General features: G+C 62.4%; 22 protein-coding genes. 13 read left to right on the top strand and 9 right to left on the bottom strand.

What is annotated here, in order from left to right:
- The first annotated feature begins 57 nt into the window (after positions 1-57).
- From cpaB to E5W87_RS09550, 7 genes are read left to right on the top strand one after another with little or no spacing between them, the layout of a single operon-like run.
- Complete coding sequence (cpaB, locus tag E5W87_RS09580) at positions 58-870, top strand: Flp pilus assembly protein CpaB (RefSeq protein ID WP_292396397.1); 813 nt, start codon at positions 58-60, stop codon at positions 868-870.
- Complete coding sequence (locus E5W87_RS09575; RefSeq protein WP_292396395.1) at positions 867-2,396, top strand: type II and III secretion system protein family protein; 1,530 nt, start codon at positions 867-869, stop codon at positions 2,394-2,396. Before cpaB ends, E5W87_RS09575 begins: the two co-directional genes overlap by 4 nt.
- 14 nt (positions 2,397-2,410) lie before the next feature.
- Entirely contained in the window at positions 2,411-3,148 is a 738-nt protein-coding gene (locus E5W87_RS09570) for a CpaD family pilus assembly protein (RefSeq protein WP_292396394.1), read from the top strand.
- Between the two features lie 34 nt (positions 3,149-3,182).
- Entirely contained in the window at positions 3,183-4,466 is a 1,284-nt protein-coding gene (locus tag E5W87_RS09565; RefSeq protein ID WP_292396391.1) for a CpaE family protein, read from the top strand.
- Between the two features lie 29 nt (positions 4,467-4,495).
- Positions 4,496-6,001: a CpaF family protein gene (locus E5W87_RS09560; RefSeq protein ID WP_292396389.1), complete on the top strand. Its 1,506-nt coding sequence runs from the start codon at positions 4,496-4,498 to the stop codon at positions 5,999-6,001.
- A 29-nt stretch (positions 6,002-6,030) separates the two neighbouring features.
- Positions 6,031-7,044, top strand: a complete 1,014-nt coding sequence (locus E5W87_RS09555) for a type II secretion system F family protein (RefSeq protein WP_292396386.1) — start codon at positions 6,031-6,033, stop codon at positions 7,042-7,044.
- 12 nt (positions 7,045-7,056) lie between these two features.
- The gene (locus E5W87_RS09550; RefSeq protein ID WP_292396384.1) at positions 7,057-8,073 is read left to right on the top strand and encodes a type II secretion system F family protein; all 1,017 of its coding nucleotides are present in this window, start codon (positions 7,057-7,059) and stop codon (positions 8,071-8,073) included.
- Between the two features lie 107 nt (positions 8,074-8,180).
- On the opposite strand, the gene E5W87_RS09545 is transcribed toward E5W87_RS09550, so the two are convergent.
- A complete protein-coding gene (locus E5W87_RS09545; RefSeq protein ID WP_292396383.1) occupies positions 8,181-9,002 on the bottom strand; it encodes a tetratricopeptide repeat protein in 822 nt (273 codons plus the stop codon).
- A gap of 118 nt (positions 9,003-9,120) precedes the next feature.
- Between E5W87_RS09545 and E5W87_RS09540 the strand changes: the two genes are divergently transcribed.
- The 5 genes from E5W87_RS09540 to pdeM all read left to right on the top strand — a co-directional run bounded on the left by E5W87_RS09540 (position 9,121) and on the right by pdeM (position 15,125).
- Positions 9,121-10,485, top strand: coding sequence for a M17 family metallopeptidase (locus E5W87_RS09540; RefSeq protein ID WP_292396382.1), 1,365 nt, complete (start codon positions 9,121-9,123; stop codon positions 10,483-10,485).
- Positions 10,486-10,549: 64 nt separating this feature from the next.
- Positions 10,550-10,900, top strand: coding sequence for a MarR family transcriptional regulator (locus tag E5W87_RS09535; RefSeq protein ID WP_292396381.1), 351 nt, complete (start codon positions 10,550-10,552; stop codon positions 10,898-10,900).
- Between the two features lie 30 nt (positions 10,901-10,930).
- Positions 10,931-11,791, top strand: coding sequence for an NlpC/P60 family protein (locus E5W87_RS09530; RefSeq protein ID WP_292396380.1), 861 nt, complete (start codon positions 10,931-10,933; stop codon positions 11,789-11,791).
- Between the two features lie 98 nt (positions 11,792-11,889).
- Complete coding sequence (locus E5W87_RS09525; RefSeq protein WP_292396379.1) at positions 11,890-14,412, top strand: ligase-associated DNA damage response DEXH box helicase; 2,523 nt, start codon at positions 11,890-11,892, stop codon at positions 14,410-14,412.
- Positions 14,409-15,125, top strand: coding sequence for a ligase-associated DNA damage response endonuclease PdeM (pdeM, locus tag E5W87_RS09520; protein WP_292396378.1), 717 nt, complete (start codon positions 14,409-14,411; stop codon positions 15,123-15,125). Before E5W87_RS09525 ends, pdeM begins: the two co-directional genes overlap by 4 nt.
- A gap of 25 nt (positions 15,126-15,150) precedes the next feature.
- Here the strand turns inward: pdeM and E5W87_RS09515 are convergent, their stop codons facing one another.
- From E5W87_RS09515 to E5W87_RS09500, 4 genes are all read right to left on the bottom strand, one after another.
- A complete protein-coding gene (locus tag E5W87_RS09515) occupies positions 15,151-15,927 on the bottom strand; it encodes a tetratricopeptide repeat protein (RefSeq protein ID WP_292396377.1) in 777 nt (258 codons plus the stop codon).
- A 134-nt stretch (positions 15,928-16,061) separates the two neighbouring features.
- On the bottom strand, positions 16,062-16,997 hold the full coding sequence (locus E5W87_RS09510) for a DmsC/YnfH family molybdoenzyme membrane anchor subunit (protein WP_292396375.1): 936 nt from the start codon (positions 16,995-16,997) through the stop codon (positions 16,062-16,064).
- Positions 16,998-17,012: 15 nt separating this feature from the next.
- On the bottom strand, positions 17,013-17,747 hold the full coding sequence (locus E5W87_RS09505) for a 4Fe-4S dicluster domain-containing protein (RefSeq protein ID WP_292396373.1): 735 nt from the start codon (positions 17,745-17,747) through the stop codon (positions 17,013-17,015).
- A complete protein-coding gene (locus E5W87_RS09500; protein WP_292396371.1) occupies positions 17,744-20,662 on the bottom strand; it encodes a molybdopterin oxidoreductase family protein in 2,919 nt (972 codons plus the stop codon). The genes E5W87_RS09505 and E5W87_RS09500 overlap by 4 nt, the downstream gene beginning before the upstream one ends.
- A gap of 274 nt (positions 20,663-20,936) precedes the next feature.
- On the opposite strand from E5W87_RS09500, the gene E5W87_RS09495 reads away from it, so the two are divergent.
- Entirely contained in the window at positions 20,937-21,839 is a 903-nt protein-coding gene (locus E5W87_RS09495; RefSeq protein WP_292396369.1) for a LysR substrate-binding domain-containing protein, read from the top strand.
- A gap of 6 nt (positions 21,840-21,845) precedes the next feature.
- On the opposite strand, the gene E5W87_RS09490 is transcribed toward E5W87_RS09495, so the two are convergent.
- From E5W87_RS09490 to E5W87_RS09475, 4 genes are all read right to left on the bottom strand, one after another.
- Entirely contained in the window at positions 21,846-23,102 is a 1,257-nt protein-coding gene (locus E5W87_RS09490) for an Hsp70 family protein (RefSeq protein WP_292396367.1), read from the bottom strand.
- Between the two features lie 111 nt (positions 23,103-23,213).
- Positions 23,214-24,005, bottom strand: a complete 792-nt coding sequence (locus E5W87_RS09485; protein ID WP_292396365.1) for a TIGR02186 family protein — start codon at positions 24,003-24,005, stop codon at positions 23,214-23,216.
- Positions 24,005-24,928 (bottom strand): sulfite exporter TauE/SafE family protein, encoded by a 924-nt coding sequence (locus E5W87_RS09480; RefSeq protein WP_095487959.1) that lies wholly within the window; start codon positions 24,926-24,928, stop codon positions 24,005-24,007. Before E5W87_RS09480 ends, E5W87_RS09485 begins: the two co-directional genes overlap by 1 nt.
- Before the next feature lie 192 nt (positions 24,929-25,120).
- Positions 25,121-26,111: SEL1-like repeat protein (locus E5W87_RS09475; RefSeq protein WP_292396363.1), on the bottom strand; the 991-nt coding region annotated here is incomplete at its 5' end.

Below are 26,111 nucleotides of genomic sequence, written 5' to 3'. Positions count from 1 at the left end.
ACGATTGCCGCTGCAAGGTCCGGCTTGGCTAAGTGGTTTGCCAAGGGGTTCGGACAAATGCCAGCATCCCGACTGATCATTCTAGGCGTGGCGGTGGCCGCGGCGGGTGGCGCAGGCTATGTTGCAAAAAACATGGTGGCGGCTCCGCCGCCTCAAATCGTCGATTCCGGCCCCTCGGCGCCGGCAATCGCGCTGCAGGACGTGCTTGTCCTGTCCGGCGACGTTCCGATGGGCAGCCCGCTGGAGAACAATATCAGCTGGCAGTCCTGGCCGGCCGACGGCATCAACGCGAATTTCATAACCCGCGCCGCGGAGCCCGAAGCGCTTGAGAAGCTGAAAGGCGGTGTCGCCCGTGTGGCGATGTATGCCGGCGAGCCATTGCGGCGCTCCAAGCTGATCGGCGAGGGACAGAGCTTCATGTCGTCCATCCTGCCCTCCGGCATGCGGGCCGTCGCCACAGCCGTATCGGCCGACACCTCGGCCGGCGGCTTCATTCTTCCCAACGATTTCGTCGACGTGATCATGACCCGCAGAGCCGATGCCGCGAATGGCGGCAGCGGTTTTACGACAGAAACCATCCTCAAGAACATTCGCGTCCTGGCAATCGACCAGACAATCCAGGAGGACGAGGAAGGCAAGAGGACCAGGGTCGGTCAGACCGCCACGCTGGAACTGACACCGCAGCAGGCGGAAATCATCACCGTCGCCCAGCAGATGGCGGATCGCCTGACATTGGCGCTGCGGTCGGTCAGCGACACCCAGGAGAAGAATCTGGGCGAGGCCGACTATCTCGTTTCCGGCAATGGGCGGCGCGGAACAGTGCGATTGATCAAGTCGGGCGAAGTTTCCGAAGTGGGGGCAAGGCAATGAGGCTACACGCTGGACTGCCGGTCACCCTGGCTGCGGCGATCGGCCTGTTTCTTCTCGGAACGAATGCGCACGGTGTCGTGGAGGCGAATGCGGCGGGCAGGAACGCCGAGGTGTCGGCTTCGACCGCCACCCAGCGCGTCAAGCTCGGTCTCAACAAATCGGTGGTCATCGACCTGCCGAGCGATGCCTATGATATTCTCGTCGCCAACCCGGCGGTTGCCGATGCGGTGACCCGCACCGCCCGGCGCATCTATCTGTTCGGAAAGGCGGTGGGCGACACCAACATCTTCGTCTTCGGCCCCAATGGCGAACAGATCGTCAGCCTGGATCTGGCAGTCGAACGCGACGTCGCCGGGCTGGAAGACTATATCAGGCGCTTCATCCCGTCATCGACCATCACGGTCGAATTGCTGAACGACAACGTCGTCCTGACCGGAACCGTGGACACTCCCCTGGATGCCAAACGCGCGGTCGATCTGGCCACCATCTTCGTGTCCGGCGGTGAAGCGACCACGGGACAATATTCGCAGACCGCCTCCGGCGGCTCGGCCGAAGCCGGTGTCGACATCGACAATCCGGATTCCGAGCGCCGCGTCAGCAAGATCGTCAACCTGCTGCAGATCATCGGTGACGACCAGGTGACGCTGAAGGTGACGGTTGCCGAAGTCAGCCGCTCGGTGATGAAGCAGCTCGGCGTCAACATGGTCGGCAACGGCAGCAGCAATGGCATCAGTTGGAGTGCGGTAAGCGACAATTTCACCGGTTTAGGCAAGTCGCTGTCGAACTCGGGCCTCGCTATCGGCAGCTCGACGCTGCAGGCCTACATCAACGCCATGGAACAGTCAGGCGTCATGAAAACCCTGGCCGAGCCAACATTGACGGCCGTATCCGGCGAGAAGGCGACCTTCAAAGTCGGCGGCGAATATAATATGGTGACCAGCGTTTCCCAAGCCGTATCAAACGATAACCAGACCGGTTTGAAGACGTATTCAGTCGAGAAGATCGAATACGGCATTGGCCTGGAATTCCAGCCGGTGGTGCTATCTCCTGGCCGCATCAGCCTGAAGGTCAGGACGTCAGTTTCTGAGCCGACAACGGAGGGATCAGTATCTTTGTCCGAGGGCGTAACAAGCCCCGGCATGAACGCCCTCTCGCTCCGCAAACGCTTGGCCGACACGACAGTGGAACTGCCTTCGGGCGGCTCGATGATGATTGCCGGCCTTGTCCGCGACGATCTCAGGCAAGCCGTCAACGGCTTGCCTGGTCTGACCAAGATTCCAGTGCTCGGTGCTCTCTTCCGCAGCCGGGATTTCGTCCGCAACGAGACCGAGCTCGTCATCATCATCACGCCCTACCTGGTAAAGCCGGTGGCGCGCAACGAGCTTGCCAAGCCGGACGACAATTTCAACGCGGCCAGCGATGGCGCCGGCATGTTCCTTGGCCGTGTCAATCGCGTCTACGGCACCATGCAGACCGACAAGCCCAACGGCCGTTACCACGGCGTTGTCGGCTTCATCTACAAGTAACCGGGGAAGCGGACATGTCTCAGTCAGCATCGAAGCCAAGGACGATCATCGCAGCGATGCGGCCCGGCCGTTCGCGGATCTACCGGCCGGCCATTCCGGTCCTCGCGATCGCGGTCGCGGCATTGCTGGCGGGCTGCGCCAAGCGGGACAGCATCACGGTTGGTGCTGTTCCGGACGACTATCGCACCACGCATCCGATCGTGATCGCTGAGAAGATCCAGAAGATCGACCTTCCGGTCGGCGCCGGCGATCGCGGGATGACCGGTTCTCAACGCGCAACGCTTCTGGGTTTCCTGGACGGCTACGACAAGAGTGCCGCTCCGGCGCTGACGATCTCGATCCCGAGCGGTTCGGCCAACGAGATCGCCGCGACTGCAGCCGGTCGCGATTTCGCCCGGCTTGCGATCGCAAGCGGCATCAGCCGCAACCGGATCGTCGTGACCGCCTACCAGTCGCTATCGGCCGAAGCGTCCGCGCCGATCCGCGTCGCCTATGTCTCGGTGAAGGCCCAGACCGATAGATGCGGGCGCTGGCCTGAAGATCTGCTGGAGACGTCGGAAAACAAGCACTACGCCGATTTCGGCTGCTCTTATCAGAATAATCTTGCCGCCCAGATGGCCAACCCGGCCGATCTGATCGGGCCGCGCAAGCAATCCGATATCGATGCGGAAAATCGCGGCGAGGTGATCGACGTCTACCGCCAAAGAGGCATTTCGGACGAGTTCCTCGGCAATTCCGAAGTGGAATATTGAGCTTGAGCCGCGCAGGTCACGGAAAGAACTGACAATGAGCAATCTTGCTTACGACGCAGGGCTGGACGGCGGCGAAACCTCGCAGCAGGATATCGCCGCCATGCAGGCGTTGCGGCCGATTCCGCGCATTTCGATCCAGGCATTTTGCGAGACCGAAGGCGTTGCCAATCCGGTCGAGCGCGCCGGCGAGGATCGCCGCATGGCGAAGGCCCATCTGAAGGTCCATATGGGCGGCATCGCCACCGCCATCGAATTCTACCAATCGGCGCCGACACCGAACCTGATCCTGCTGGAATCGCGCAGCGAGCCGACGCAATTGCTCGAGCAACTCACGCAGCTCTCCGAATATTGCGATCCGACCTCCAAGGTCGTGGTCATCGGCCACTACAATGATGTCGGCCTTTACCGCGAGCTCATCCGCTCCGGCATTTCCGAATATGTCATCGCGCCGGTGTCGATGGCCGACATCGTCAGCGTGATATCGTCGATTTTCGTTGATCCGGAGGCCGAGCCGATCGGCCGCTCGATCGCCTTCATCGGCGCCAAGGGCGGCGTCGGGTCCTCGACCATTGCCCACAATGTGGCCTGGGCGATGTCGTCCCTGTTCAAATCGGAAGTGGTCGTCGCCGATCTTGACCTGGCTTTCGGAACGGCCAACATCAATTTCGATCAGGATCCGGCGCAAGGCATTGCCGAGGCCGTCTTCTCACCGGAGCGCGTCGACGAGGTCTACCTCGACCGGCTGCTTGCCCAGTGCGCCGAGCACCTGTCGCTGCTTGCAGCGCCTTCAACGCTCGACCGGGTCTACGATTTCGATCCCGACGCCTTCATGCAGCTTATCGACACGGCCCAGCGCAGTGTGCCGCTTCTGGTGCTCGATGTCCCGCACATCTGGACAGGCTGGACCAAGAACACGCTGGTCAAGGCCGACGAGATCGTGATCACAGCGACGCCGGAGCTGGCCAATCTGCGCAACACCAAGAATCTCGTCGACATGTTCAAACGGCTTCGCCCGAATGATCCGCCGCCCAAGCTGATCATCAATCAGGCAGGCGTGCCAAAGCGCCCGGAGATTGCGTCATCCGACTTCGCCGACTCGCTCGGCCTGTCGCCGATGTCGGTGATTCCTTTCGAGCCGCTGCTGTTCGGAAATGCCGCCAATAATGGGCGCATGCTCGGTGAAATGGATGCCAAGAACCAGGTCGTCGGTATGGTCAACGAGATTGCGCATGTGCTGACCGGGCGCAGCGAAATCAAGGTGAGAAAGAAAGCAGGCCTGGGCAATCTCCTTGGCAAGCTCTCGCGCAGCAAGAAGTGATGCTTTCGTAGCGGAATTGGTAGTCGATCATGTTTGGTAAAAGAGGTAGCGACGACGGCAGCCGGTTCACCCCGGAATTCCGTCAGCCGGCACCTGCGCCTGCCGCGCCGGCGGCGGCAAACCCTGCGGAAACGTCGGTTCTTGCCAAACCCGCGCCGCCACTGCTTGGCACGTCTGCGGCCCCGCTCGCGCGCCGCGCTGTCGAGGCGCCGCCACTGGCACCGGAGCCGAAAAGGATCCAGCGCGAAAAGAGCGAAGCCTACTACGACACCAAGAGCCAGGTCTTCGCCGCGCTCATCGACACGATCGACCTGTCGCAGCTCGCCAAGCTCGACCCCGAAAGCGCGCGCGAAGAAATCCGCGACATCGTCAACGACATCATCGCGATCAAGAATTTTGCGATGTCGATCGCCGAACAGGAAGAACTGCTCGACGACATCTGCAATGACGTCCTGGGTTACGGGCCTCTGGAGCCATTGCTCGCCCGCGACGACATCGCCGATATCATGGTCAACGGTTCCAAGGACGTCTACATCGAGGTCAACGGGAAGGTCGAGCAGACCGGAATTCGTTTCCGCGATAACCAGCAGCTTCTCAACATCTGTCAGCGCATCGTCAGCCAGGTTGGCCGCCGCGTCGATGAATCGAGCCCGATCTGCGACGCACGCCTTCCCGATGGTTCCCGCGTCAACGTCATCGCGCCGCCGCTCGCCATCGACGGCACCGCGCTCACCATCCGCAAGTTCAAAAAGGACAAGCTGACGCTCGATCAGCTGGTCAAGTTCGGTGCCATTTCGCCGCATGGCGCCGAGATTCTCAAGATCATCGGCCGCGTTCGCTGCAACATCGTCATTTCGGGCGGCACCGGCTCGGGCAAGACGACGCTGCTCAACTGCCTGACCAACTATATCGACCGCGAGGAACGCGTCATCACCTGCGAGGACTCGGCCGAGCTGCAATTGCAGCAGCCGCATGTCGTGCGTCTGGAAACCCGCCCGCCCAACCTCGAGGGCGAGGGCGAGGTGACCATGCGCGACCTGGTCAAGAACTGCCTGCGCATGCGGCCCGAGCGCATCATCGTCGGCGAAGTGCGCGGACCTGAAGTGTTCGATCTTCTGCAGGCGATGAACACCGGTCATGACGGCTCGATGGGCACGATCCACTCGAACAGCCCGCGCGAATGCCTGAACCGTATCGAATCGATGATCGCGATGGGCGGCTACACGCTGCCGCAGAAAACCGTGCGCGAAATCGTGGTCGGTTCCGTGGACGTGATCATCCAAGCCGCACGCCTGCGCGACGGATCGCGGCGTATCACCCACATCACCGAGGTGATCGGAATGGAGGGCGATGTCATCATCACGCAGGACATCGTCCTCTACAACATCAAAGGCGAGGACGCGAACGGCAGGCTGCTGGGCGAGCACGTGTCGACAGGCATCGGTCGTCCGCATTTCTGGGAGCGCGCCCGCTACTACGGCGAGGAACAGCGCCTCGCCAATGCGCTCGAGGCGATGGAGAAACGCGCTGACTGAAGCATTCGGAGGCGTAGGGGCCGGGATCGATGTTCGGAATTGACGGCACCGTATTGGCATTCATCGTGCTCGCCGGCTTCAGCGCCGGCGCGGTCGCCTATGCTTTTCTGTTCAACCGGATCAGCACCGAGAAGCAAGTCGGCAGGCGGCTTGAAACGATCAAGACCGCCGAGACGGATCGTGACGTGGTCAAGGCCTCGCGCGATCGCGTGGCGGAAGCGGCCAAGCGCCGCAAATCGGTCCAGGATTCGCTGAAGGATCTCGAGCAGAAGCAGAAAACCAACCAGAGCATCGTCAAGAAGCCGCCACTGAAGGCCCAGATCCGTCAGGCGGGCATGAAGGTCTCGCTCGAGCGCTTCTATCTCTACTCAGCCGTTTGCGGCGCCGTCCTTACGTTTCTTGCGTATTTCATCGGCGCGCCGCTGCTTGTCTTGCCAGGTGCGCTGCTGGTCGGCGCTCTCGGACTGCCACGCTGGTTCGTCTCGTTTTGCCGCGCTCGCCGGGTCAAGGCGTTCCTCAACGAATTTCCGAACGCGCTCGACATCATCGTGCGTGCGGTCAAATCCGGCCTGCCGCTGAACGACGCCATCCGCCTGATCGCCAACGAATCTCCCGAACCGGTCAAGACCGAGTTCCGCCGCATCGTCGATTCGCAGCAAATGGGCCTGTCGATCCCCGACGCCAGCTTGCGCATGGCCGAGACAATGCCGTGCACCGAGGCGAGCTTCTTCGGTATCGTCATCCAGATCCAGTCCCAGGCCGGCGGCAATCTTTCCGAGGCGCTGGGCAACCTTTCGCGCGTGCTTCGCGACCGCAAGAAAATGAAAGCCAAGGTCCAGGCGCTGTCCATGGAAGCGAAGGCGTCCGCCGTGATCATCGGTGCGTTGCCTTTCGTCGTCGCCTTTCTCGTCTACCTGACAAGCCCGAACTATATCATGCCTCTGTTTACCACCAGCGCCGGCAATCTGATCCTAGGTTGCTCGGCGGTCTGGATGTCGATAGGCATCCTGGTGATGCGCAAGATGATGAACTTCGAAGTTTAGGATTTCGAGCGCATGACCGAAAATGTCGTCAAAACCCTTACCGACCCAACATTCCTGATTGCCTTGCTGGTCGGCATCGCGGTGTTTGCGACCGTCTTCACGCTACTGCCTGCCTTTGGTGGAAACCAGCTCAAGGCGCGCATGAAATCCGTAGCGCTGGAGCGCGACGAATTGCGCGCCAAGCAGCGTGCGCGGCTTGCCGTCGAGGCCGATCGCCGCCGCAAGGGCCTGCGCGAGCAACAGTCGATCGGCATGCGAAATATTGTCGACCGGATGGACCTGAGGCGCGCCCTTGCCGATGAAGGCACGTTGCAGAAACTCAAGGTTGCTGGCTTTCGCGGACAGAATCCGCTGACGCGTTTCCTTTTCTTCCGTCTGGTCCTGCCCTTTATCGGCTTTGCGCTGGCCGCGATGTATCTGTTCGTGCTCGGAGGATTGCCGGAGCAGCCGCCTCTCATCAAACTGTTTGTCTGCGTCGTCGTCGCCTATGCGGGTTTTTACGCGCCGGTGCTCTATGTCAACAACCGCGCCACCAAGCGCAAGCAGTCGATCCAGATGGCGTGGCCGGACGCGCTCGATCTGATGCTGATTTGCGTCGAATCAGGCATGTCGGTAGAGGCAGCGTTTCGCAAGGTCGCGGATGAGATCGGCGCGCAATCGGTGGCGCTTGCCGAAGAGTTCATCCTGACCAATGCCGAACTTTCCTACTTGCAGGAACGCAAGCAGGCTTACGAGAACCTTGCAAGTCGCACCGGCCTGGAATCGGTCAAGTCGGTGTCGCAGGCGCTGGTCCAGGCTGAGCGCTACGGCACGCCGGTGGCGCATGCGCTGCGCGTGCTTGCCAGCGAAAGCCGCGACATGCGCATGAACGCCGCCGAGAAGAAGGCCGCGGCCTTGCCGCCGAAGCTCACCGTGCCGATGATCCTGTTCTTCCTTCCGGTGCTGTTCGCCATCATTCTGGGTCCTGCAGGCATCCAGGTGAGCCAGCGCGGCATCTTCGGCGGGCCGTCGACATCCAGCAGCCAATAGCCTCGCCAAGGCGACAATGCACGCAAAGCCGCGGTGCTGATGCAACGCGGCTTTGGAATTTCCGGCATGTCGATGAGTTGAGGGACTGGCCGGCAAAGCCGGCGCGGTCAGTTGGTGGCAGGCTTGGCCTTGTCCTGGTCCTTGAGCTGGCTCCAGGCATTCTGCTGAGCGAGCATCTGGCGAAGGTAGGCCACGTTCGCTTGCGCCTGTTCGGCCGAGAGTTCCTGGGACGCGATCTTCTCGGCCTCGTCGAAGCGGCCCTGCAGGCCGACGACCAACGCCAGGTTCTGGCGGACGCGGCTGTCGGCGTTCGGCTGCTGTGCGGCCGAACGCATATAGGTTTCGGCCGTGCGCAGATCACCTTCCAGCACGTAGGACATGCCGAGATTTGAAAGGATCGAAGGTTCGTTCGGCTTGAGGTCCAGCGCCTTGCGATAATCCTGGCGCGCCTCGTCTCTCTGGCCAAGCTGGTCGAGAATCGCGGCTTCCGCCGACACCAGCTTCCAGTCCGGATATTCCGGCGTCTGCGCGCGGCGCACGGCATCGAGCGCCGGCTCGAACTGGCCGTTGGCGGCGAGCGCCTTGCCATAGGCGGCGAGCACGTCGCGGTCCTTCGGCAGGGCGATCGCCAGCTTGCGCATTACGGCGAGCGACTGGTCGGCGTCGCCATCCATTTGCAGCGCCGCCGCGTAATTCGTCGCGATCCGCTTGTCGTTGGGGTTTTTGGCGTAGGACTGACCGAGCGCTGCTGTCGCATTGTGCAACTCGCTGGCCGACATGGTTTCCAGCGGTTTGCCGCTGGAGCGCGAGATGGAACCGGTCGTCAACTTGCTGGTTCCGCAGCCGGCGACGCTGGCCGCAAGCGCCATCATCAACGCCGTGGTGATCAGCCGCTTTCCCGTGGCGTTCATCATACGGTTGGTCGGCATCTGCACCAGGCCTCCATTCATAGACGTGGCCATTACGTGGCCATCTTCCCTCCCGCAGAAATATTCTGTTAACCCTAACGGACAGTTAAGATGCGACTCGGAAGCCGGAGACCATCGAATGCCAGTCGAACTCGTCGAGAGAAAACTGAAAGCCGCGCTGCCGGTCCATCTGGTGGCGAAGGATAGACTGGATGCGGCTGGCCTTGCGTCGTCCACGCTCGCCTGGGCCAGGGCCAACGGCTTTGCCGGTGAGGCGGGCAGGACACTGGTCGTGCCCGGCGAAAACGGCGTGCTGGCCGGAGCCTTGTTCGGCCTCGGCGATGGTGAAAGCGCGCTTGCCCTCGGCGCGCTAGCGCGAGCTTTGCCGGAGGGCGACTGGCATTTCGCCTCCACACTGGCTGAGCCCGAACTTGCGGCAATTGCGCTGGCTCTCAGTGGTTATGTCTTCACCCGCTACGGCAAGAAGCCTGGCAAGGCGCTGCGTTTTTCGCTGCCGTCCGGCGCTGAAGCGGCTTATGTTCGTCGTATCGCCGATGGCGTTTTCCTGACGCGCGATCTGGTCAATACGCCGACCAGCGATATGGGGCCGGACGATTTGGAGGCGGCTGTTCGGACCTTGGCCAAAAAGCACAAGGCCGAAGTGTCGGTGACCAAGGGCGACGATCTGCTCAAGAAGAATTTCCCGATGATCCATGCGGTCGGCCGCGCATCGGTCGGCGCGCCGCGCCTGATCGACATGAACTGGGGGCCGAAGAACGCCCCCAAGGTGACGCTGGTCGGCAAGGGCGTCTGCTTCGACACGGGCGGTCTCGATATCAAGCCGTCCTCGGGCATGCTCTTGATGAAGAAGGACATGGGTGGCGCCGCCAACGTATTGGGCCTTGCCTCCATGATCATGGCCGCTGGCCTGAAAATCCGGCTGCGTGTGCTGATCCCGGCGGTCGAGAATTCGATCGCCGGCAACGCCTTCCGGCCCGGCGACGTGCTGGTGAGCCGCAGAGGCATCACCGTGGAAATCGGCAACACCGACGCCGAGGGACGGCTGGTGCTGGCGGATGCCTTGGCGTTGGCCGACGACGACGAGCCGCAGCTGCTGATCGACATGGCGACCTTAACGGGGGCTGCTCGCGTCGCGCTCGGCCCCGACCTGCCGCCTTTCTACACCGGCGATGAAGCGCTGGCGTCCGATCTTGCTGCGGCCTCCGTCGCTGTCGAGGATCCGCTATGGCGCATGCCGCTGTGGCGGCCCTATGAGGCAAAGCTGTCGTCCAAGATCGCCGACATCAACAACGTCACGTCAGACGGGTTCGCCGGCTCGATCACCGCAGCGCTGTTCCTGAAGCGCTTCGTCGAGAAGACAGCCGGCTGGGCGCATTTCGACATCTTCGCCTGGAGTCCATCCGATCGACCATACGGTCTAGCCGGCGGCGAGGCGCAAGGCATCCGCGCGCTGGAAAGGGTCATCTCGAAACGCTACGCCTGAGGGTGCGATGGGAAATTCTCGAGACTGAAACGGAACCGAAACAATTTGCCGTCATTCTGGCCGAATGTCGATTTCCATGCGCCCGAGCCAAGCCTTGCGACTGTGGCAGCAGGTGATGCTGTCGCAGGTGCGCGACGACACGCCCGACCTTACCATGCGGCAGACGGCAATCCTGTTCACCATCTATCTCGATCCGCCGCCGCATACGGTGCGCGGACTCGCCGTCCGGCTCAATGTCACCAAGCCGGTGATCACCCGTGCGCTCGACACGATGGGAGCGCTGAAGCTGGTATCGCGCCATCGCGACGAACTCGACAAGCGCAACGTGCTGGTCAAGCGAACTGTAGAAGGTGCTCTCTTTGTCGAGCGCTTCGGCGATGTTATCATCGCCAGAGCCCAGGAATTGCCCATCTGACCGAAACGCCCTTCTGAACGAGTTGCCGATTTGACCGCCAGGGATGCCCGCCTTCACGCCTTCCGTTCCGATCTCGCCGATGCCAGGCTGAAAGGCGAGGTCGCCGCCGATCGGTTCGTCGCCGGGCGGCCGGCGCGCATATCAGCCTCCGTGGCCGATGTCCGCAAGGCTCCGCGCCCGGATGCCGGCGTCGATACCCAGCTTCTGTTCGGCGACGACGTCCACGTCTTCGAGGACGTTGAGGGCTGGGCCTGGATCCAGGCCGAGCGTGACGGCTATGTCGGCTATGTCGCCGACACTGTGTTGGGCGGTCGGGACCATGCGCCTACCCATGTTGTCTCGGTGCCGCGCACTTTCCTCTATCCGGGACCGGATTTGCGGTTCCCGGTCAGCGGACAGATCTCAATGGGATCGGCGGTAACAGTGACAGGCGCGGCTGAAACACGCGGCACGCATTATGCGCTGCTGCCATCCGGCGAGGCGGTCATATCTGGCCATCTCAGGCCCGTTGCCGAGGCTGCCCCCGACTACGTCGCGGTTGCCGAGGCGTTTCTCGGCACGCCTTATCTGTGGGGCGGCGCCTCCGGCTTCGGCATCGATTGTTCCGGTCTCGTGCAACTGGCAATGCACATGGCCGGCAGGCGAGTGCTGCGCGACACCGACATGCAGGCGGCGACCATCGGTGAGCCGCTCGACCCGGGCCCGGATTTTGCCGGGTTGCGGCGCGGCGACCTGGTATTTTGGAAAGGCCACGTCGCTGTTATGACCGACCCAGAGACCATGGTCCACGCCAACGGCCACACCATGCTGGTCTCACGTGAAGAGTTCAGAGAAGCCGTCGCCCGCATCGGCTACCTCTATGGCGGGCCGACAGGATTCCGGCGGCCTTAGGGCGAGAGCGGCCCTTCTCAAGCGAGAAGGAAGACGCTCGATCACCTTTTGTTCCGATTCTTCTTGGCGATTGCCCGCCGCCGCGCTACCTCTGGCGCGTGACAGAGCAGCCGCGTCTCGCCAAACAGAATGCCGCCGTGCACTTGCCCGAGCCATTCCTCAGATGGTTCGCGGAAAAAGGATGGTCGCCGCGCGCCCATCAGATCGAATTGCTGGCGACTGCCCAAGCCGGACAGTCGGTGCTGCTGATCGCGCCGACCGGCGCCGGCAAGACGCTGGCCGGATTCCTGCCGTCGTTGACCGAGCTGGCAGGTCGGCCAAGAAAGAAGCCGGGGCAGGCGCGTCGCGGCATCCACACGCTCTACATCTCGCCACTGAAGGCGCTGGCCGTCGACATCGAGCGCAATCTCGGCAAGCCGGTCGAAGAGATCGGGCTGCCTGTCACCATCGAGACGCGCACCGGCGACACGCCCGCACATAAGCGCCAGCGTCAGAAGCTGGCGCCGCCCGACATTCTCCTGACCACGCCCGAGCAACTGGCGCTGCTGATTGCCGCACCCGACGCCAGGCGCTTCTTCGAGGACCTGCACTACGTCGTGCTCGACGAATTGCATTCGCTGGTGACGTCGAAGCGCGGGCATCTCCTGTCGCTCGGGCTGGCCCGGCTGCGCTCCTTTGTTCCCGGCTTGCAGACGATCGGCCTGTCGGCAACGGTCGCCGAGCCCGACGAATTGCGCCGCTGGCTGGTCAGTCAGAATCCACCGGGCGGCATGGCCGAATTGATCGTCGTCACCGGCGGCGCCAAGCCCGAGATCTCCATTCTTGACTCGGAAGAGCGTGTTCCTTGGGCCGGACATTCGGCCCGCTACGCGACGCCGGAGATTTATAGCGAGATCAAGCGACACAAGACGACCCTGCTGTTCGTCAACACACGCAGTCAGGCCGAGCTGCTGTTCCAGGAGTTGTGGCGGGTCAACGAAGACACGTTACCGATCGCGCTGCATCACGGCTCGCTCGATGTCGCCCAGCGCCGGCGCGTCGAGAAAGCCATGGGCGAGAATGCCTTGCGTGCCATCGTCGCCACCTCAACGCTCGACCTCGGCATCGACTGGGGCGATGTCGACCTGGTTGTGCATGTCGGCGCGCCGAAGGGTGCGAGCCGGCTGGCGCAGCGTATCGGTCGCGCCAATCACCGCATGGATGAGCCGTCGAAGGCGATCCTGATCCCCGCCAACCGCTTCGAGGTGCTGGAATGCCGGGCGGCGCTCGACGCCAATTATCTCGGCGCCCAGGACACGCCGCCGCTGGTCAATGGCGGGCTCGACGTGCTGGCGCAGCATGTGCTGGGTTGCGCCTGCGGCGCGCCGTTCCTTGCCGATACGCTGTTCGAGGAGGTACGAACAGCTGCACCTTATGCCAGCCTCGATCGGCCGACATTCGACCGTGTCGTCGATTTCGTCGCCACCGGCGGCTATGCGCTGAAGAACTATGAGCGCTACGCCCGCATCCGCCTGACCAAGGACGGGCTGTGGCGCGTGTCCAACCCTCGTATTGCCCAGCAATACCGGCTGAATGTCGGCACCATCATCGAGGTGCCGGCGCTCAACGTCCGTTATATCAAGGCCGGCAGCAAGGGATCCGCGTCGCGCGGCGGCCGCGTTCTCGGCAAGATCGAGGAGGCTTTCCTCGAAACGCTGACGCATGGCGATACCTTCATGTTTGCCGGCAAGGTGTTGCGCTTCGAAGGCATCCGCGAGAATGAGTGCTTCGTCTCCAATGCGCTCGGCATCGACGCCAAGGTGCCTTATTATGGCGGCGGCAAATTCCCGCTCTCGACATACCTCGCCGAACAGGTCCGCATCATGCTGGACGACCCGCTGCGATGGAAGAAGCTGCCGGAGCAGGTCGCAGATTGGCTACGCTTCCAGGCCGACAAATCGGTGCTGCCGAAACGCGACGACCTGCTGATCGAGACCTTTCCGCGCGGCAACCGCCACTATCTGGTGGCCTATCCGTTCGAGGGCAGGCTGGCGCACCAGACGCTCGGCATGCTGCTCACCCGGCGTCTCGACAGGACGGGAGCCAGGCCGCTCGGCTTCGTCGCCACCGACTATGCACTTGCCATATGGTCGCTGGCCGATATGGGCAGGATGTTCAGGGCGAAGAAACCTTCGCTCAGCGAACTTTTCGACCAGGACATGCTGGGCGACGACCTCGAAGCCTGGCTGGCCGGCAGCTGGCTGTTGAAGCGCACCTTCCGCAATTGCGCGCTGATCTCGGGGCTGATCGAAAAACGTCACCCCGGCCAGGAGAAGAGCGGCCGTCAGGTCACTGTGTCGACCGATCTCATTTACGACGTTCTGCGCAGCCATGAGCCCGACCATATCCTGTTGCAGGCGACGCGTGCCGATGCGGCCACCGGTCTGCTGGATGTCAGCAGACTTGCCGAGATGCTCTCGCGCATCCAGGGGCGAATCGTACATAAGAACCTCGAACAAATCTCGCCGCTCGCCGTGCCGATCATGCTCGAGATTGGCAAGATGCCGGTGCATGGCGAGGCCGATGATACGCTGCTGATGGATGCGGCAACGCTGGTTGAGGAGGCCATGGGGACGAAATGACGCGCGCGCTGGCTATGCCTGTACCCCCGGCGGGTGCCGATTTTATCGGCATCGCCGGCGAGCGCGCGATCTGCGATCGGCGCGGCGTGCTCTACTTCCCCGAGCTTCGGCTTTTGGCCGTGTCCGACCTGCATCTGGAAAAGGGTTCATCGCTGGCACGGCGCGGTACGTTGATCCCGCCTTATGATACCGGTGCAACGCTGCTGCGGCTGCAGGCGGTGATTGCCGATTACCAGCCTGCGATCGTCATCAGCCTGGGCGACAGCTTTCATGATGGCGGCGGCGCGGCGCGCATGCACTCAAGCTTCCGTGAACGGCTGGAAGGGCTGATGGTCGGCCGCGACTGGTTCTGGGTCGCCGGCAATCACGACCCGGACGCGCCGGCCGACTTGCCCGGCGAGACAGTGCGCGAGCTGGCCATAGGCTCTCTTCTGTTCCGGCATGAACCTTCGGCAGTGAGAGTGGAAGGCGAGGTCGCCGGCCATCTGCATCCTTGCGCCCGCATCGTGCAGCAAGGCCGCTCGGTGCGGCGGCGCTGCTTTGCCGGCGACGGCGACCGCATGATCATGCCGGCCTTCGGCGCCTATACCGGCTCGCTCAATGTGCTCGACCGCGCCTATGCCGGGCTGTTCCGCCGTGAAACGCTGATGGCCTATATGCTCGGCGCCGAGCGCATCTTTGCCATTTCCCATGCGATGTTGAGGCCGGGCTGAGGTCATTGCTTAGTCTTAGTGGAATTCAAGTTTTCTTAAATGCAGCCTGTATGCGGTTGAGAGCTTCTTCCGCACCATCATATCCCTGCGCTGCGGAGCGTTTTAGCCACTGGATAGCAAGCTCGGTATTCTCCTCAACGCCAACGCCTTTTAGGTACATCACGCCCAGGTTGAACTGCGCTTTGCCATCATTTTTTTGCGCCGCCTTTTCATACCAATAAAAAGCCAGCCTGTAGTTTTTGTTGACGGCCTCGCCGTTTAGGTAGGCAGTAGCCAAGTTAACTTGCGCGTCAATGTCACCTTGTACCGCTGCTTTGGTTGACCAAAAAACGGCATCGGCACCGCTTTGAGGTACTCCCTTGCCAAGGAAATACATGTATCCAAGATATTGCTGAGCCTCAGGCAAACCTTTGACAGCGGCGCTACGCCAAAGTTCCACCGCTTTAGCATCGTCTTGCCGGACGCCCTTGCCCCAAGAATACAAAAGACCGAGGTTCAACTCAGCCTCTACCATGTGTTGAGCTGTCGCCTTGCCCCACCACTCGGCCGCTTTGGAATAATCCAGAGGCACACCAAATCCCCTAGAATACAGAAAGCCAAGATTTAATTGCGCGGCAGCGTCTCCCTTTTTGGCGAGCGCGTCCCATTCCTTGTATGCTTCCACATAATTCTTCGCTTCAAAGGCGACGTCGGCTTCGGCTGCGCCTGCTAAGGAATTGTGGGAGGCAAAAACCAAAATCCACGCAACGCAAACCCCCCGTGCGAGAAGCGTTAATGCATTGGGATAGGTAGTGGGGCTCATAATTTGATCCACTAATCTTTGGTCTGAAAACTACGAAACTGCAATAATTCTTCGAGTCAGGAATCACGATAATACTGGGATTCGTTGCCGTCCAGCCACTTAACAAAAGATGCTATGTTGGGACCGGATAGGCTCTACCGGCCGTAGTACAAGGTGACGGTGTGCTTCGCCTCGGCGAAGAACAGCCAGCGCTCGACCAGCATGCCGACGAATTGGACGATTGCGGCAAGCGCCGACAGCACCGCCGCATAGGGCCACGGCAAGGCGAACGCAGCAAGCAGCAGCAAGGCGGGAAAAACGAAGGCCAGTGCTTGTGCGATCCGGCGCAGCCGCGCCTTGTGCTTGCGCGCGATGCGAAAGCCCATCTCCTTGAGCAGGTAATTCTCCTCGGTATGCGGCCATTCCAGCGACCGCACCGTGCCGCCGGCAAGTCCGGTCGCGGTGTTGGCATTGGTCGGGATTTCCAGCCCGTCATTGTATCGCCAGGTTGCCAGCTTCCAGCCCCAGCCGAGCACGGTCAGCAGCACGCAACCTGCCAGCGCGATGGTCGAGCCGATGGCGAAACCCTGCAGCAGCGCGTTGAGCAGCACGCTGCCGCTCATCGCCGAAAAGATGAGATAGCCGGGCAGGGTGAAGCGGCTGTGCCATTGGGCGATAGGCTTCAGCGACGCATAGATCATGCCGGTGGTGCAGACGGTGACGAACGCGCCGACGGCAGCCAGCAGCCCAGCGACGGCCACCCAGCCGTTTGTGCGGCCGAGGACCACCCAGCCGATGGCGAACAGCCCCGCCGGCACGAAGGTCGCGACCGACGCGACGCCTTCGCGCGACAGCCATGAGCTGCGCCACTGCGAAAACGCGCGCCAGGCGCGTTCGGGCCGGCCGAGATGGCCGGCCGACGACAGCAGGCCGGCCGAGATCAGGCCGAGCGCCAGCCCCATGCCGACAAGGCCGAGCCAGAAGTCAGGCGGGACAAATCCTTGCCCCGCCAACACGCCAAGCAGCGCAAGCAGGCCGTAACCGGCGCCCGTGGCGGTGGTGAAAAAGACGACGGAGAAGGCTGGATGCATGAGGCTGGTTGCTGGTCAGTGCGAAAGCATGCGGTCGACCCAGCCAAGGAAACCGCCTTCGGCCCGCACCGGTTCGAGCGCCGGCGCCGGCACCGATGCGGCGCGTGTGGTATGGGCGCGCGGCGGCAAATATTTGTTGGTCGGATGATAGCCGAGTTCGGGCATTAGGTCGACGCCGCCGCGCTCGGCCACCAGTTGCGAGACCGCCGACGCCGGGTCGCCGAGATCGCCGAAATGCCGCGCGCTGGTTGGGCAGGCGGCTACGCAGGCCGGCACTCGGTCTTCTTCAGCCAGATTGTCGTTATAGATGCGGTCGACGCACAGCGTGCATTTCTTCATCACGCCGACATCGGTGTCGAATTCGCGCGCGCCATAGGGGCAGGCCCAGCTGCACAATTTGCAGCCGATGCATTTGTCCTCGTCGACCAGCACGATGCCGTCCGAGGCTCGTTTGTAGGAGGCGCCGGTCGGGCAGACGGTGACGCAGGCCGGTGTGTCGCAATGCAGGCAGGAGCGTGGGAAATTGACCGTGCGCCCACCCATCTCGGTTATGTGCTCGTAGCTGTGCACGCGGTTGAACCAGACCCCGTCGGCGTCGCCGCCATAAGGATCGATGTCGGTCAGCGGCGCCATGTGGCCGCCGGTGTTCCATTCCTTGCAGGCGGTGACGCAAGCCTGACAGCCGACACAGGTGTCGAGATCGATGACCAGGCCGAGCTTCTTGTCGGTATGGGCGGGGAGACAGGTCATGGTCTGGCGGCTTCTCTTTGCCGGCGGAACTCGGCGCCGAAAGTGAGCTTGTCGGGCGGGGGTTCGAAATGCGGCGGTTGCCGGAACCGCTCGAACTGCGGCTCGGTGAAGCCGGCTTCCTCAGCCGCGCATTTGACGATGCGGACGCGCAGGTCGAACCATGCCGCCTGACCGGTGACCGGGTCGGAGTTCGAATAGCGCTTGCCGGTCTGGTCACCGATGATATGATTGAGCAGGAAGCCGCGGTTGCTCTCGGCGGCGTCGTCCTTCAGCCCCCAGCTGCCGCGCCGCTTGCCAATGGCGTTCCAGGTCCACACCGTATCCGCGTTGACGCCGTCGACCAGCTTGATCTGTCCCTTGACCTTGCCGTTGATGCTCTCGATCCAAACCCAGTCGTCATCGACAAGGCCGAGGCTGGCGGCGGTCCGGTTGTGCACGAACAGCCGATTCTGGCTAGTAATCTGCCTGAGCCAGGCGTTCTGCGAGCCCCAGGAATGATACATGTGCATCGGCCGCTGCGTCAGCGCATGCAGCGGATAGATCTGCGTGTCGACAGCCGCTTCCTCGAAGGGTGCATACCAGAACGGCAGCGGGTCCATATAGGTCTCGATGCGGCTGCGCTCCGCCTCCGGCGGCAGCATCCGCCCATGGCCGCGCGCGGCGAGGCGAAACCGCTGAATCGGTTCCGAATAGAGCTGGAAGACGATCGGCTCGGCTTTCGGGATGAAGCCCATGTTCTCGGCGAAGTCGAGATAGGAGCGGTTGGCCATCTTGTAGTAGCGCTGGTCGTCCGCAAAATCGTGGTGCCAGAAGCCGCCATTGTCGATGTAACGCTGCAGCTGGTCGGGATTGGCCTCGCCCTTGCCGGTCAAGGTTCCGTCCTTGCCGCGCCAGCCGGCGAGCGGGCCGATTCCGGGCGTGCGCTCATGGTTGACGATATAATCGGCATAGTCGCGGTATTTGGCCGATCCGTCATCGTCGACGAAACCGGGTAGGCCGAGCCGCGCGCCGAGCTCGATCAGCACCGTCTGGAATGGCCTGACATCACGATCCGGCTCAACGACGGGATGGCGGATGGCATCGCCCGGGCCGTCGGCATGGCTGATCGGCCGGTCGAGCAGGCTGATGCAGTCATGCCTTTCGAGATAGGTGGTGTCGGGAAGCACGAGATCGGCGAACGGCACGGTCTCGGAATAATAGGCATCGGAATAAATGATGAAGGGGATCTTGTAGTTTCCGGCCTCGTCGCTGTCGGTCAGCATCGCCATCGTCTCGACGGTGTTCATCGACGAGTTCCAGGCCATGTTGGACATGTACATCATCAGCGTGTCGATCTTGTAGGGATCGCCGGCCCAGGCGTTGCGGATGACCGTGTGCATGAGGCCGTGCGCGGCGAGCGGCGCGTCCCAGGAATAGGCCTTGTCGATGCGAACAGGCGTGCCGGCGTCATCGACCAGCAGATCGTCCGGTCCGCAGACGAAGCCGAGCGGCATGCCTTCAAGCGGCGTCATCGGCTTGACGTCCTTGCCCGCCGGCTTCGGCCCCGGCGGCGCCGAACGGGGATAAGGCGGCTTGAAGCGAAACCCGCCCGGCACGTCCACGGTGCCGAGAAGCACCTGGAGCAGGTGGATGGCCCGGCAGGTGTGAAACCCGTTCGAATGGGCCGAGATGCCGCGCATCGCATGCATCGACACCGGCCGGCCCTTGATCGTCTCGTGCCGGCGGCCGGCCCAGTCGGTCCACGCTATCGGCAGTTCGATCGCTTGCTCGAAAGCGACATGAGCGAGCTCCGCAGCAATGCGCCGGATCGTGTCGCCTGAAACGCCGCAGCGTTCGGCAACCGCATCTGGAGAATAGTTCTCCTGCAGATAGCGATCGGCGATGAGCTGGAAGACCGGCACGCAGCGGCGACCATCGATCGTGAAATTGCCGGTCAGCGCCGGTTTTGCATCGGCATCGGTGGCGTTGACAGGCATCTTCGCCACCCTGTCCCAGGCCAGCGGATTGTCATCACTGTCGCGCGCGAACAGCCCGTCATCCGGCGCGCCCGGCTCCTGGATGACGAGGACATGGGCGTTGGTGTAACGCAGCAAATAACCCAGATCGACGCGGCCGGCCTTCAGCAACTCGTGGATGAGGGCAAACACGAACAGGCCGTCGGTGCCGGGCCGGATGCCGATCCAGTCATCGGCAATGGCGTTGTAGCCGGTGCGGCACGGATTGATCGAGACCACCTTGGCGCCGCGCGCCTTGAGCTTGCCGAGGCCGATCTTGATCGGATTGGAATCATGGTCTTCGGCAACGCCGAACAGCATGAAATATTTGGTGTTGTCCCAATCGGGCTCGCCGAACTCCCAGAACGAGCCGCCGATCGTGTAGAGGCCGCCGGCCGCCATATTGACCGAGCAGAAGCCGCCATGGGCGGCGAAGTTCGGCGTACCGAACTGGCTCGCCCACCAGCCGGTCAAGGATTGCGACTGGTCCCGCCCGGTGAAGAAGGCGAGTTTCTTCGGATTGGTCCGGCGGATTTTCGAAAGCCGTTCCGTCGCGATCGAGAACGCTTCCTCCCACTCGATTTCGCGGAATTCTCCCGAGCCGCGCGGACCTGTACGCAGCAATGGTTTCTTCAACCGGGCTGGACTGTAGTGCTGCATGATGCCGGCACTGCCCTTGCCGCACAGCACGCCGCGATTAACCGGATGGTCCTTGTTGCCGTTGATGTAGCGGACCTTGCCGTCCTTGATGTGGACGTCGATGCCGCAGCGGCAGGCGCACATATAGCAGGTGGTCTTGGCGATGCTGTCGGAGACGTCAGGCGAAGTGTCGACGCCATCGCCTTCGTCGGGCGCACGCGTGTCGGCAAGCGGCCGTTGGGACGGTGCGGAATTGGCGCCGCGCGGCGGTCCGTTCGTCATGATCTACTTTTGCGGTCCGAGTATTTGGCTTGCGTCTTCGGACCGGGGCCGCGCATGTAATGCTTTTCCGGATGATAGCCGTCGCCGGTGAGGCGCCGCCGGAGGCCGCGCGTCCAATGGGCAAACAGGGATTTGAATCGCCCGACCACTTTCTGCCCTTTGCGGGTTAGCCGCGATATTTTTCCAATTTCGCCCAAAAACTTAGAACAAAACGACCGATCCGTCTAACAAGTTGCTCTTGTAATTCCAATCGAATTTGTTTCTTAATCTCCTTATGACGCTGGACCAATTGCGGATCTTCGTTGCCGTCGCCGAACGAGGGCATATGACCAAGGCGGCCGAGCTGCTGGGCATTTCCCAGTCGGCGGCGTCGGCCGCCATCCGCTCGCTCGAACAGCAGCACGGCGTCCAGCTGTTCAACCGGGTCGGCCGCAACATCGAGCTTGCGCAGACCGGGCGCAGGTTCCTGCCCGAAGCCAAGGCCGTGCTCGAACGGGCGGCTGCCGCTCACAATGTGCTGGAGCATGTATCGCAGACGATTACCGGCAGTCTTTCGATCGCCGCCAGCCAAACCATCGCCAGCTACTGGCTGCCGCGCCGGCTGGCCTCCTTCCACGAGGCCTATCCCGCCGTCAGGCTGAGCGTGACCATCGGCAACACCAGACAGGTCGAGAACAATGTCCTGGACGGCACGGCGGATTTTGGCCTGGTCGAGGGGCGCACTGATTCAGACATTTTGCGGCGCGCCAAGGTCGATGTGGATCGCCTGATGCTGGTCGTGGCGCACTCTCATCCCGAGATCGCTGAAGTCTCGCAAGGGCATCCCGATATCAGGGAGCTCCGGTGGATCATCAGGGAATGCGGGTCGGGCACCCGCGAGGTGCTGGAAGATCTTGCCCGCCGCGAGGGGATTTCGTTCGCGAACCTCAGGATATTCCTGGTGCTGCCGAGCAACGAGGCGGTCCGCCAAGCGGTCGAGGCCGGCGCCGGCGCCACCATCATTTCGGAGCTCGTCGTCGCGCGCGCGGTCGCCGAAGGCAGCTTGCGGTCCGTGTCGATCGATCTGCCGAAGCGCGATTTCGCCATGATCACCCACCGCGACCGGCAGGCAAGCCTGGCCCAGATGGCGCTCAAAGCGCATCTCGGTACGAAGGCCGGCGAGCCCGTCCAGGGGTAGGCTGGATCAGCCGAATTTCCGCTGCGCGTCGAGCGCCAGCCCAAGCCCGACCGAGCCGAACATGTCGCCTTCGATGACGGACGCCTGCGGCACCAAGGCTAGTATCTGTTGCTTTGCCAGCGGGATGGCGGTCGATCCGCCGGTCAGGAACACCGCGGTGATGTCGGACGGTTTCACCTGCGCGTCACGGATCGTCTCACCGACCGTCGCGGCAACCCGCTCGATGTCCCTGGCGATCGTGGCCTCAAGCCCGGCGCGCGAAATTTCTGCCGCGAACTTCGCTCCGGGCAACGCGACCACGACATCGCCGGAAAGTTGCTCCGTCAGCTCGATCTTGGCTTTTTCAACCAAAGCGGCCAGTGCGTGCCCGTAACGATGCTCGACGATATGGATGAAACGGTCGACCAGGTCGGCGCGTTCCGCCTCGTAGCGTATCTGGCGCAGATGCGTCATCGCCCGGGCGGTGTAGACCAGATTGATGCGCTGCCATGTCGCCAGATCGATGAAATAGCTGGCCGGCAAGTTGCGCTTGCCGTCCTTGGTCGGCGAGAGATAGCCGAGCTGCGGCATCACATGGGCGATGCTCAGCAGCCGGTCGAAGTCGGTGCCGCCGATGTGGATGCCTCGGCTCGCCAGAATGTCGTCCTTTCGATCGAGAGAGCGGGCGCGCTGCGGCGAGACCCGCACGATCGAGAAGTCGGATGTGCCGCCGCCCATGTCGACGATCAGCGCCAGTTCCTCCCGCGTGACCTTCTGCTCGTAGTCGAGCGCCGCCGCGATCGGCTCGAACTGAAAGGCTATATGCTTGAAGCCCTGGGCGCGCGCCGCGTTTTCGAGTTCACCTTCAGCCTTGGCATCGGCCTCGGCATCATCGTCGACGAACTGCACCGGCCGGCCAAGCACCACGCTCTCGACCAGGTCGCCGGCGTCCTCTTCCAGCCTTTTCCTGAGATGGCCGACGAACAGACCGATGATCTCGGTAAAGGCGATCGACCGTGCCTTGATGCGCGTCTTTTCATGGACAAGCGAACTGCCGAGCACGCTCTTCAGCGAGCGCATCAGGCGACCTTCGATGCTGTCGGTATAATTGCCGATGGCGCTGCGCCCGAAATAGGTACGGTTGTCTTCGAAGTTGAAGAACACCGCGCTGGGCAGCGTGACTTGGCCGTCCTCCAGCGCCACAAGGCGCGGCCGCCCGTTGCGGACAACACCAACGGTGGAATTTGACGTGCCGAAATCGATACCGCCGAATGCTGGTCGCATCGCAAAGTCCTGTATTTTGATTTGGGGGAGCGACAGCTCGTGTCCGGCCGGGCCGGGGGTCGCGGTCTAACCCACGAACGCAAAAAGGGGAACCACCTTTTTGGAAAGGATCTAATCCTTCCGGAAGACGAGCCTTCCGAGCCAGCCTGTCAGCATGGCCAGCGACACGGCGAAGATGCCGTAAAGGAAAGAATAATCGTGGGCGACGCGGAAGATCGACTGTTCGAAACCGGATTTGCGGATTTCGAGCTGGGCGGAGCTTTCCTTGATGAACAGGCCGCTCTTGAACAGGAACGCGCGTGCCTTGTGGGTGCCGACCGGGACATTGGGAGCGAGTCTCACGGTGGCGCGGAACAGGTTCTGCGACAGGAACTGCACGCCGCCGACATTCTCGCTGTAGAGGCCGGTCGCCGTTTTGCGCTCGCGCAGCGCCGCGGTGAATTCCTCGATCGTCGCCGGGCTGTCGCCGTCGTCGGCCGGCTGCATGTAGAGGTTGGCGGCGCCGAGCGACAGTTGCTTGTAGCTGTTGGGGTCGGTGACGTCCTGCAGCGGGCGCGTCGTCGCCACCGAATAGGACACCGGCACATTCTCGAAGGTCTCGGACTCCAGATTGACCCAGATGCCGAGCACCCGGTCCTTGCGGCGCACGACGACCGGCCGGGCCGGACCTTCCAGCACGACGATGATGTCGTAGCGACCCTGGCGCGCGACAAGCGGGTCGGCATTTTCCAATGATCCGAAGATGGTGAGGTCGGCACCGGAAAAGCCGGCGGTGATCGAGACATGATCGGTGGACAGGCCGATCTGGATGTTTTCGGTAGTCGGGGTCTGCGCTTTTCCCGGTGACACGGCGGCGAACAGCGACAGCGAGGCAACGGCCAAGAACGCCCTCAAGCCCGCCATCAGGTCAGACCCACGCCGGACAGGGAATAGAGGTTGGGCGGCGTCACGAACAGATCGATGGCGAGCCGGATGGCGACCGCCAGCACCAGCAGTGCCAGCAGCGCCCTGAGCTGCTCGCCACGCAGCCTTTGGCCAGCCTTGGCGCCATATTGCGCGCCGGCGACGCCGCCCGCCATCAACAGGAAGGCGAGCATGACGTCGACTGTCTGGTTGGTGGTGGCATGGACCAGTGTGGTGTAGGCCGAGGTGAAGATGATCTGGAACAGCGAGGTGCCGATGACGACGTTGGTCGGCACTTTCAAGAGATAGATCAGCGCCGGCACCATGATGAAGCCGCCGCCGACGCCCATGATCGACGACAGGAAGCCGATACCGGCGCCGAGGCCGAGCACCGGGATGACGCTGACGAAAAGCTTCGAGGCCCTGAATCGCATCTTCAGCGGCAAGCGGTGGATCCAGTTGTGCTGGCCGGATTTCTTCAGCACCGGCGCGGCACCACTGCGGGTGGCGCGCAGCGCATTGACGCTCTCGACCAGCATCAGCCCGCCGACGGTGCCAAGCAGCACGACGTAGAGCAGCGAGATGAACAGGTCGAGCTGGCCGAGCCGGCGCAAGAAGCCAAAGACAAAGATGCCGCCGGTTGAGCCGACGATACCGCCTGCCAAAAGCACTCCGCCGAGCTTGAAATCGAGCGTGCCGCGCTTCACATGCGACAATGCACCGGAGAAGGAAGAGGCGATGACCTGGTTGGCGCCGGTGGCGACCGCGATCGCCGGCGGTATGTTGTAGAAGATCAGCAGCGGCGTGATGAGGAAGCCGCCGCCCACTCCGAACATGCCCGATAGGAAGCCTACCGCCGCGCCCATGGCAAGCAGCACGAAGACGTTGACGGAAATTTCCGCGATCGGGAGATAGATGCCCACCCGTCAGTCTCGATCAGTTTGCCTGTCGGCGAATGCAACCGTTGCGGGCATTTTTGCGCCAAAAAGCTAAATTGTTCTTGCGCCGGCAGGACGGCGAAGTCAAACCCCGCTGTACAGCCGAAACAAAAAACAACTCAATCAGTTAACAGGCAAATGTGTGGCAAAGGCATCGTGTAAACGACGCATCTGCCGTTATTTGCGCGCAAGCAGCGCCTTGACCAGCTTTTCGTCGACCGTACCGGTCGCCGTCATGTCGTTGTCGGTCTGGAAAGCCATGATGGCGTTCTTGGTCTTCAGGCCCATCAAGCCATCGGGGTTGCCGGCTTCATAGCCGTTCTTGTTGAGAATGCGCTGGATGTTCTGAACGGCCTTCTTCATGTCGACGCTGGCGGTCGTCTGCGGCGTGCCGTCCTGCCACGATTCAGGAATGTCGGCCGAATTGGCCGCCGGATCCAGCGGTTTCGCCTTCCACAGTTCGGTGACGGCGCGTGCGCGTTCGAGCTGCTCGGGCCTGAGCGCCTTGGCAATTTCGTCGCGCTTTGCCGCCGCATCCTTGTCGCCGGTCTTGGCGACGAGCGCGAACCATTTGTAGGATTCCTCGAGATTCTGCTTCATGCCGACGCCCTTCGCCGCCAGGATGCCGAGATTGAACTGGCTGTCCTTGACGCCGAGATCGGCGGCAGCCTGGAACCAGTGCGCGGCCGACTCATTGTCGGTCACGCCGTCCGCCGCCATGGCAAAGAGCACGGCGAGATTGTGCATGGCGCTGGCGTTGCCTTGCTCCGCGGCGAGTTGGTACCAGGTCTTCGCCTTCTTGACGTCGCGCGCGACGCCGATGCCCTTCTCATAGAAATTCCCGATGCGGTATTCCGCCGGTGCGAAGCCGAGCTCTGCGGCCTTCTCGTACCATTTGGCCGCCGCTGCCATGTCTTGCTTGGCGCCGCGCGATTCGGCGTAGCGCGAGCCGATTTCGAACAACGCCTTGGCGTCGCCGCCAGTCGCCGCGTCACGCAATGCAGCCGGACCGGCATCGGTCGGGATGTCGATCTTGGCAGTGGCTGCCGCTATCGAAGCATCTGCGGGCGCAACCGTGCCGGTCATGTCCTGGGCCGCCGCCGGCGTGGCGGCCGGCGCTGTTGCCATTGGCTCGGTGTCCTCAGCCGCCGGGCCCTCAAGTGCCGAG

Origin of the sequence: Mesorhizobium sp. (assembly GCF_004962925.1) — a bacterium.
Taxonomy (GTDB): Bacteria; Pseudomonadota; Alphaproteobacteria; order Rhizobiales; family Rhizobiaceae; genus Mesorhizobium.
Note: the sequence above shows the minus strand (reverse complement) of the source record. Positions and strands in the feature narration are given on the sequence as shown.

Excerpts from the sequence above, each read along its gene's own strand:
- E5W87_RS09575 (WP_292396395.1), top strand. The coding sequence starts at position 867 with ATGAGGCTACACGCTGGACTGCCGGTCACCCTGGCTGCGGCGATCGGC.
- E5W87_RS09570 (WP_292396394.1), top strand. The coding sequence starts at position 2,411 with ATGTCTCAGTCAGCATCGAAGCCAAGGACGATCATCGCAGCGATGCGG.
- E5W87_RS09490 (WP_292396367.1), bottom strand. The coding sequence starts at position 23,102 with ATGCGACCAGCATTCGGCGGTATCGATTTCGGCACGTCAAATTCCACC.
- E5W87_RS09545 (WP_292396383.1), bottom strand. The coding sequence starts at position 9,002 with ATGCCGACCAACCGTATGATGAACGCCACGGGAAAGCGGCTGATCACC.
- E5W87_RS09495 (WP_292396369.1), top strand. The coding sequence starts at position 20,937 with ATGACGCTGGACCAATTGCGGATCTTCGTTGCCGTCGCCGAACGAGGG.
- E5W87_RS09510 (WP_292396375.1), bottom strand. The coding sequence starts at position 16,997 with ATGCATCCAGCCTTCTCCGTCGTCTTTTTCACCACCGCCACGGGCGCC.
- E5W87_RS09485 (WP_292396365.1), bottom strand. The coding sequence starts at position 24,005 with ATGGCGGGCTTGAGGGCGTTCTTGGCCGTTGCCTCGCTGTCGCTGTTC.
- E5W87_RS09550 (WP_292396384.1), top strand. The coding sequence starts at position 7,057 with ATGACCGAAAATGTCGTCAAAACCCTTACCGACCCAACATTCCTGATT.
- E5W87_RS09560 (WP_292396389.1), top strand. The coding sequence starts at position 4,496 with ATGTTTGGTAAAAGAGGTAGCGACGACGGCAGCCGGTTCACCCCGGAA.
- E5W87_RS09500 (WP_292396371.1), bottom strand. The coding sequence starts at position 20,662 with ATGACGAACGGACCGCCGCGCGGCGCCAATTCCGCACCGTCCCAACGG.
- E5W87_RS09555 (WP_292396386.1), top strand. The coding sequence starts at position 6,031 with ATGTTCGGAATTGACGGCACCGTATTGGCATTCATCGTGCTCGCCGGC.
- E5W87_RS09565 (WP_292396391.1), top strand. The coding sequence starts at position 3,183 with ATGAGCAATCTTGCTTACGACGCAGGGCTGGACGGCGGCGAAACCTCG.
- E5W87_RS09515 (WP_292396377.1), bottom strand. The coding sequence starts at position 15,927 with ATGAGCCCCACTACCTATCCCAATGCATTAACGCTTCTCGCACGGGGG.
- cpaB (WP_292396397.1), top strand. The coding sequence starts at position 58 with ATGCCAGCATCCCGACTGATCATTCTAGGCGTGGCGGTGGCCGCGGCG.
- pdeM (WP_292396378.1), top strand. The coding sequence starts at position 14,409 with ATGACGCGCGCGCTGGCTATGCCTGTACCCCCGGCGGGTGCCGATTTT.
- E5W87_RS09540 (WP_292396382.1), top strand. The coding sequence starts at position 9,121 with ATGCCAGTCGAACTCGTCGAGAGAAAACTGAAAGCCGCGCTGCCGGTC.
- E5W87_RS09505 (WP_292396373.1), bottom strand. The coding sequence starts at position 17,747 with ATGACCTGTCTCCCCGCCCATACCGACAAGAAGCTCGGCCTGGTCATC.
- E5W87_RS09535 (WP_292396381.1), top strand. The coding sequence starts at position 10,550 with ATGTCGATTTCCATGCGCCCGAGCCAAGCCTTGCGACTGTGGCAGCAG.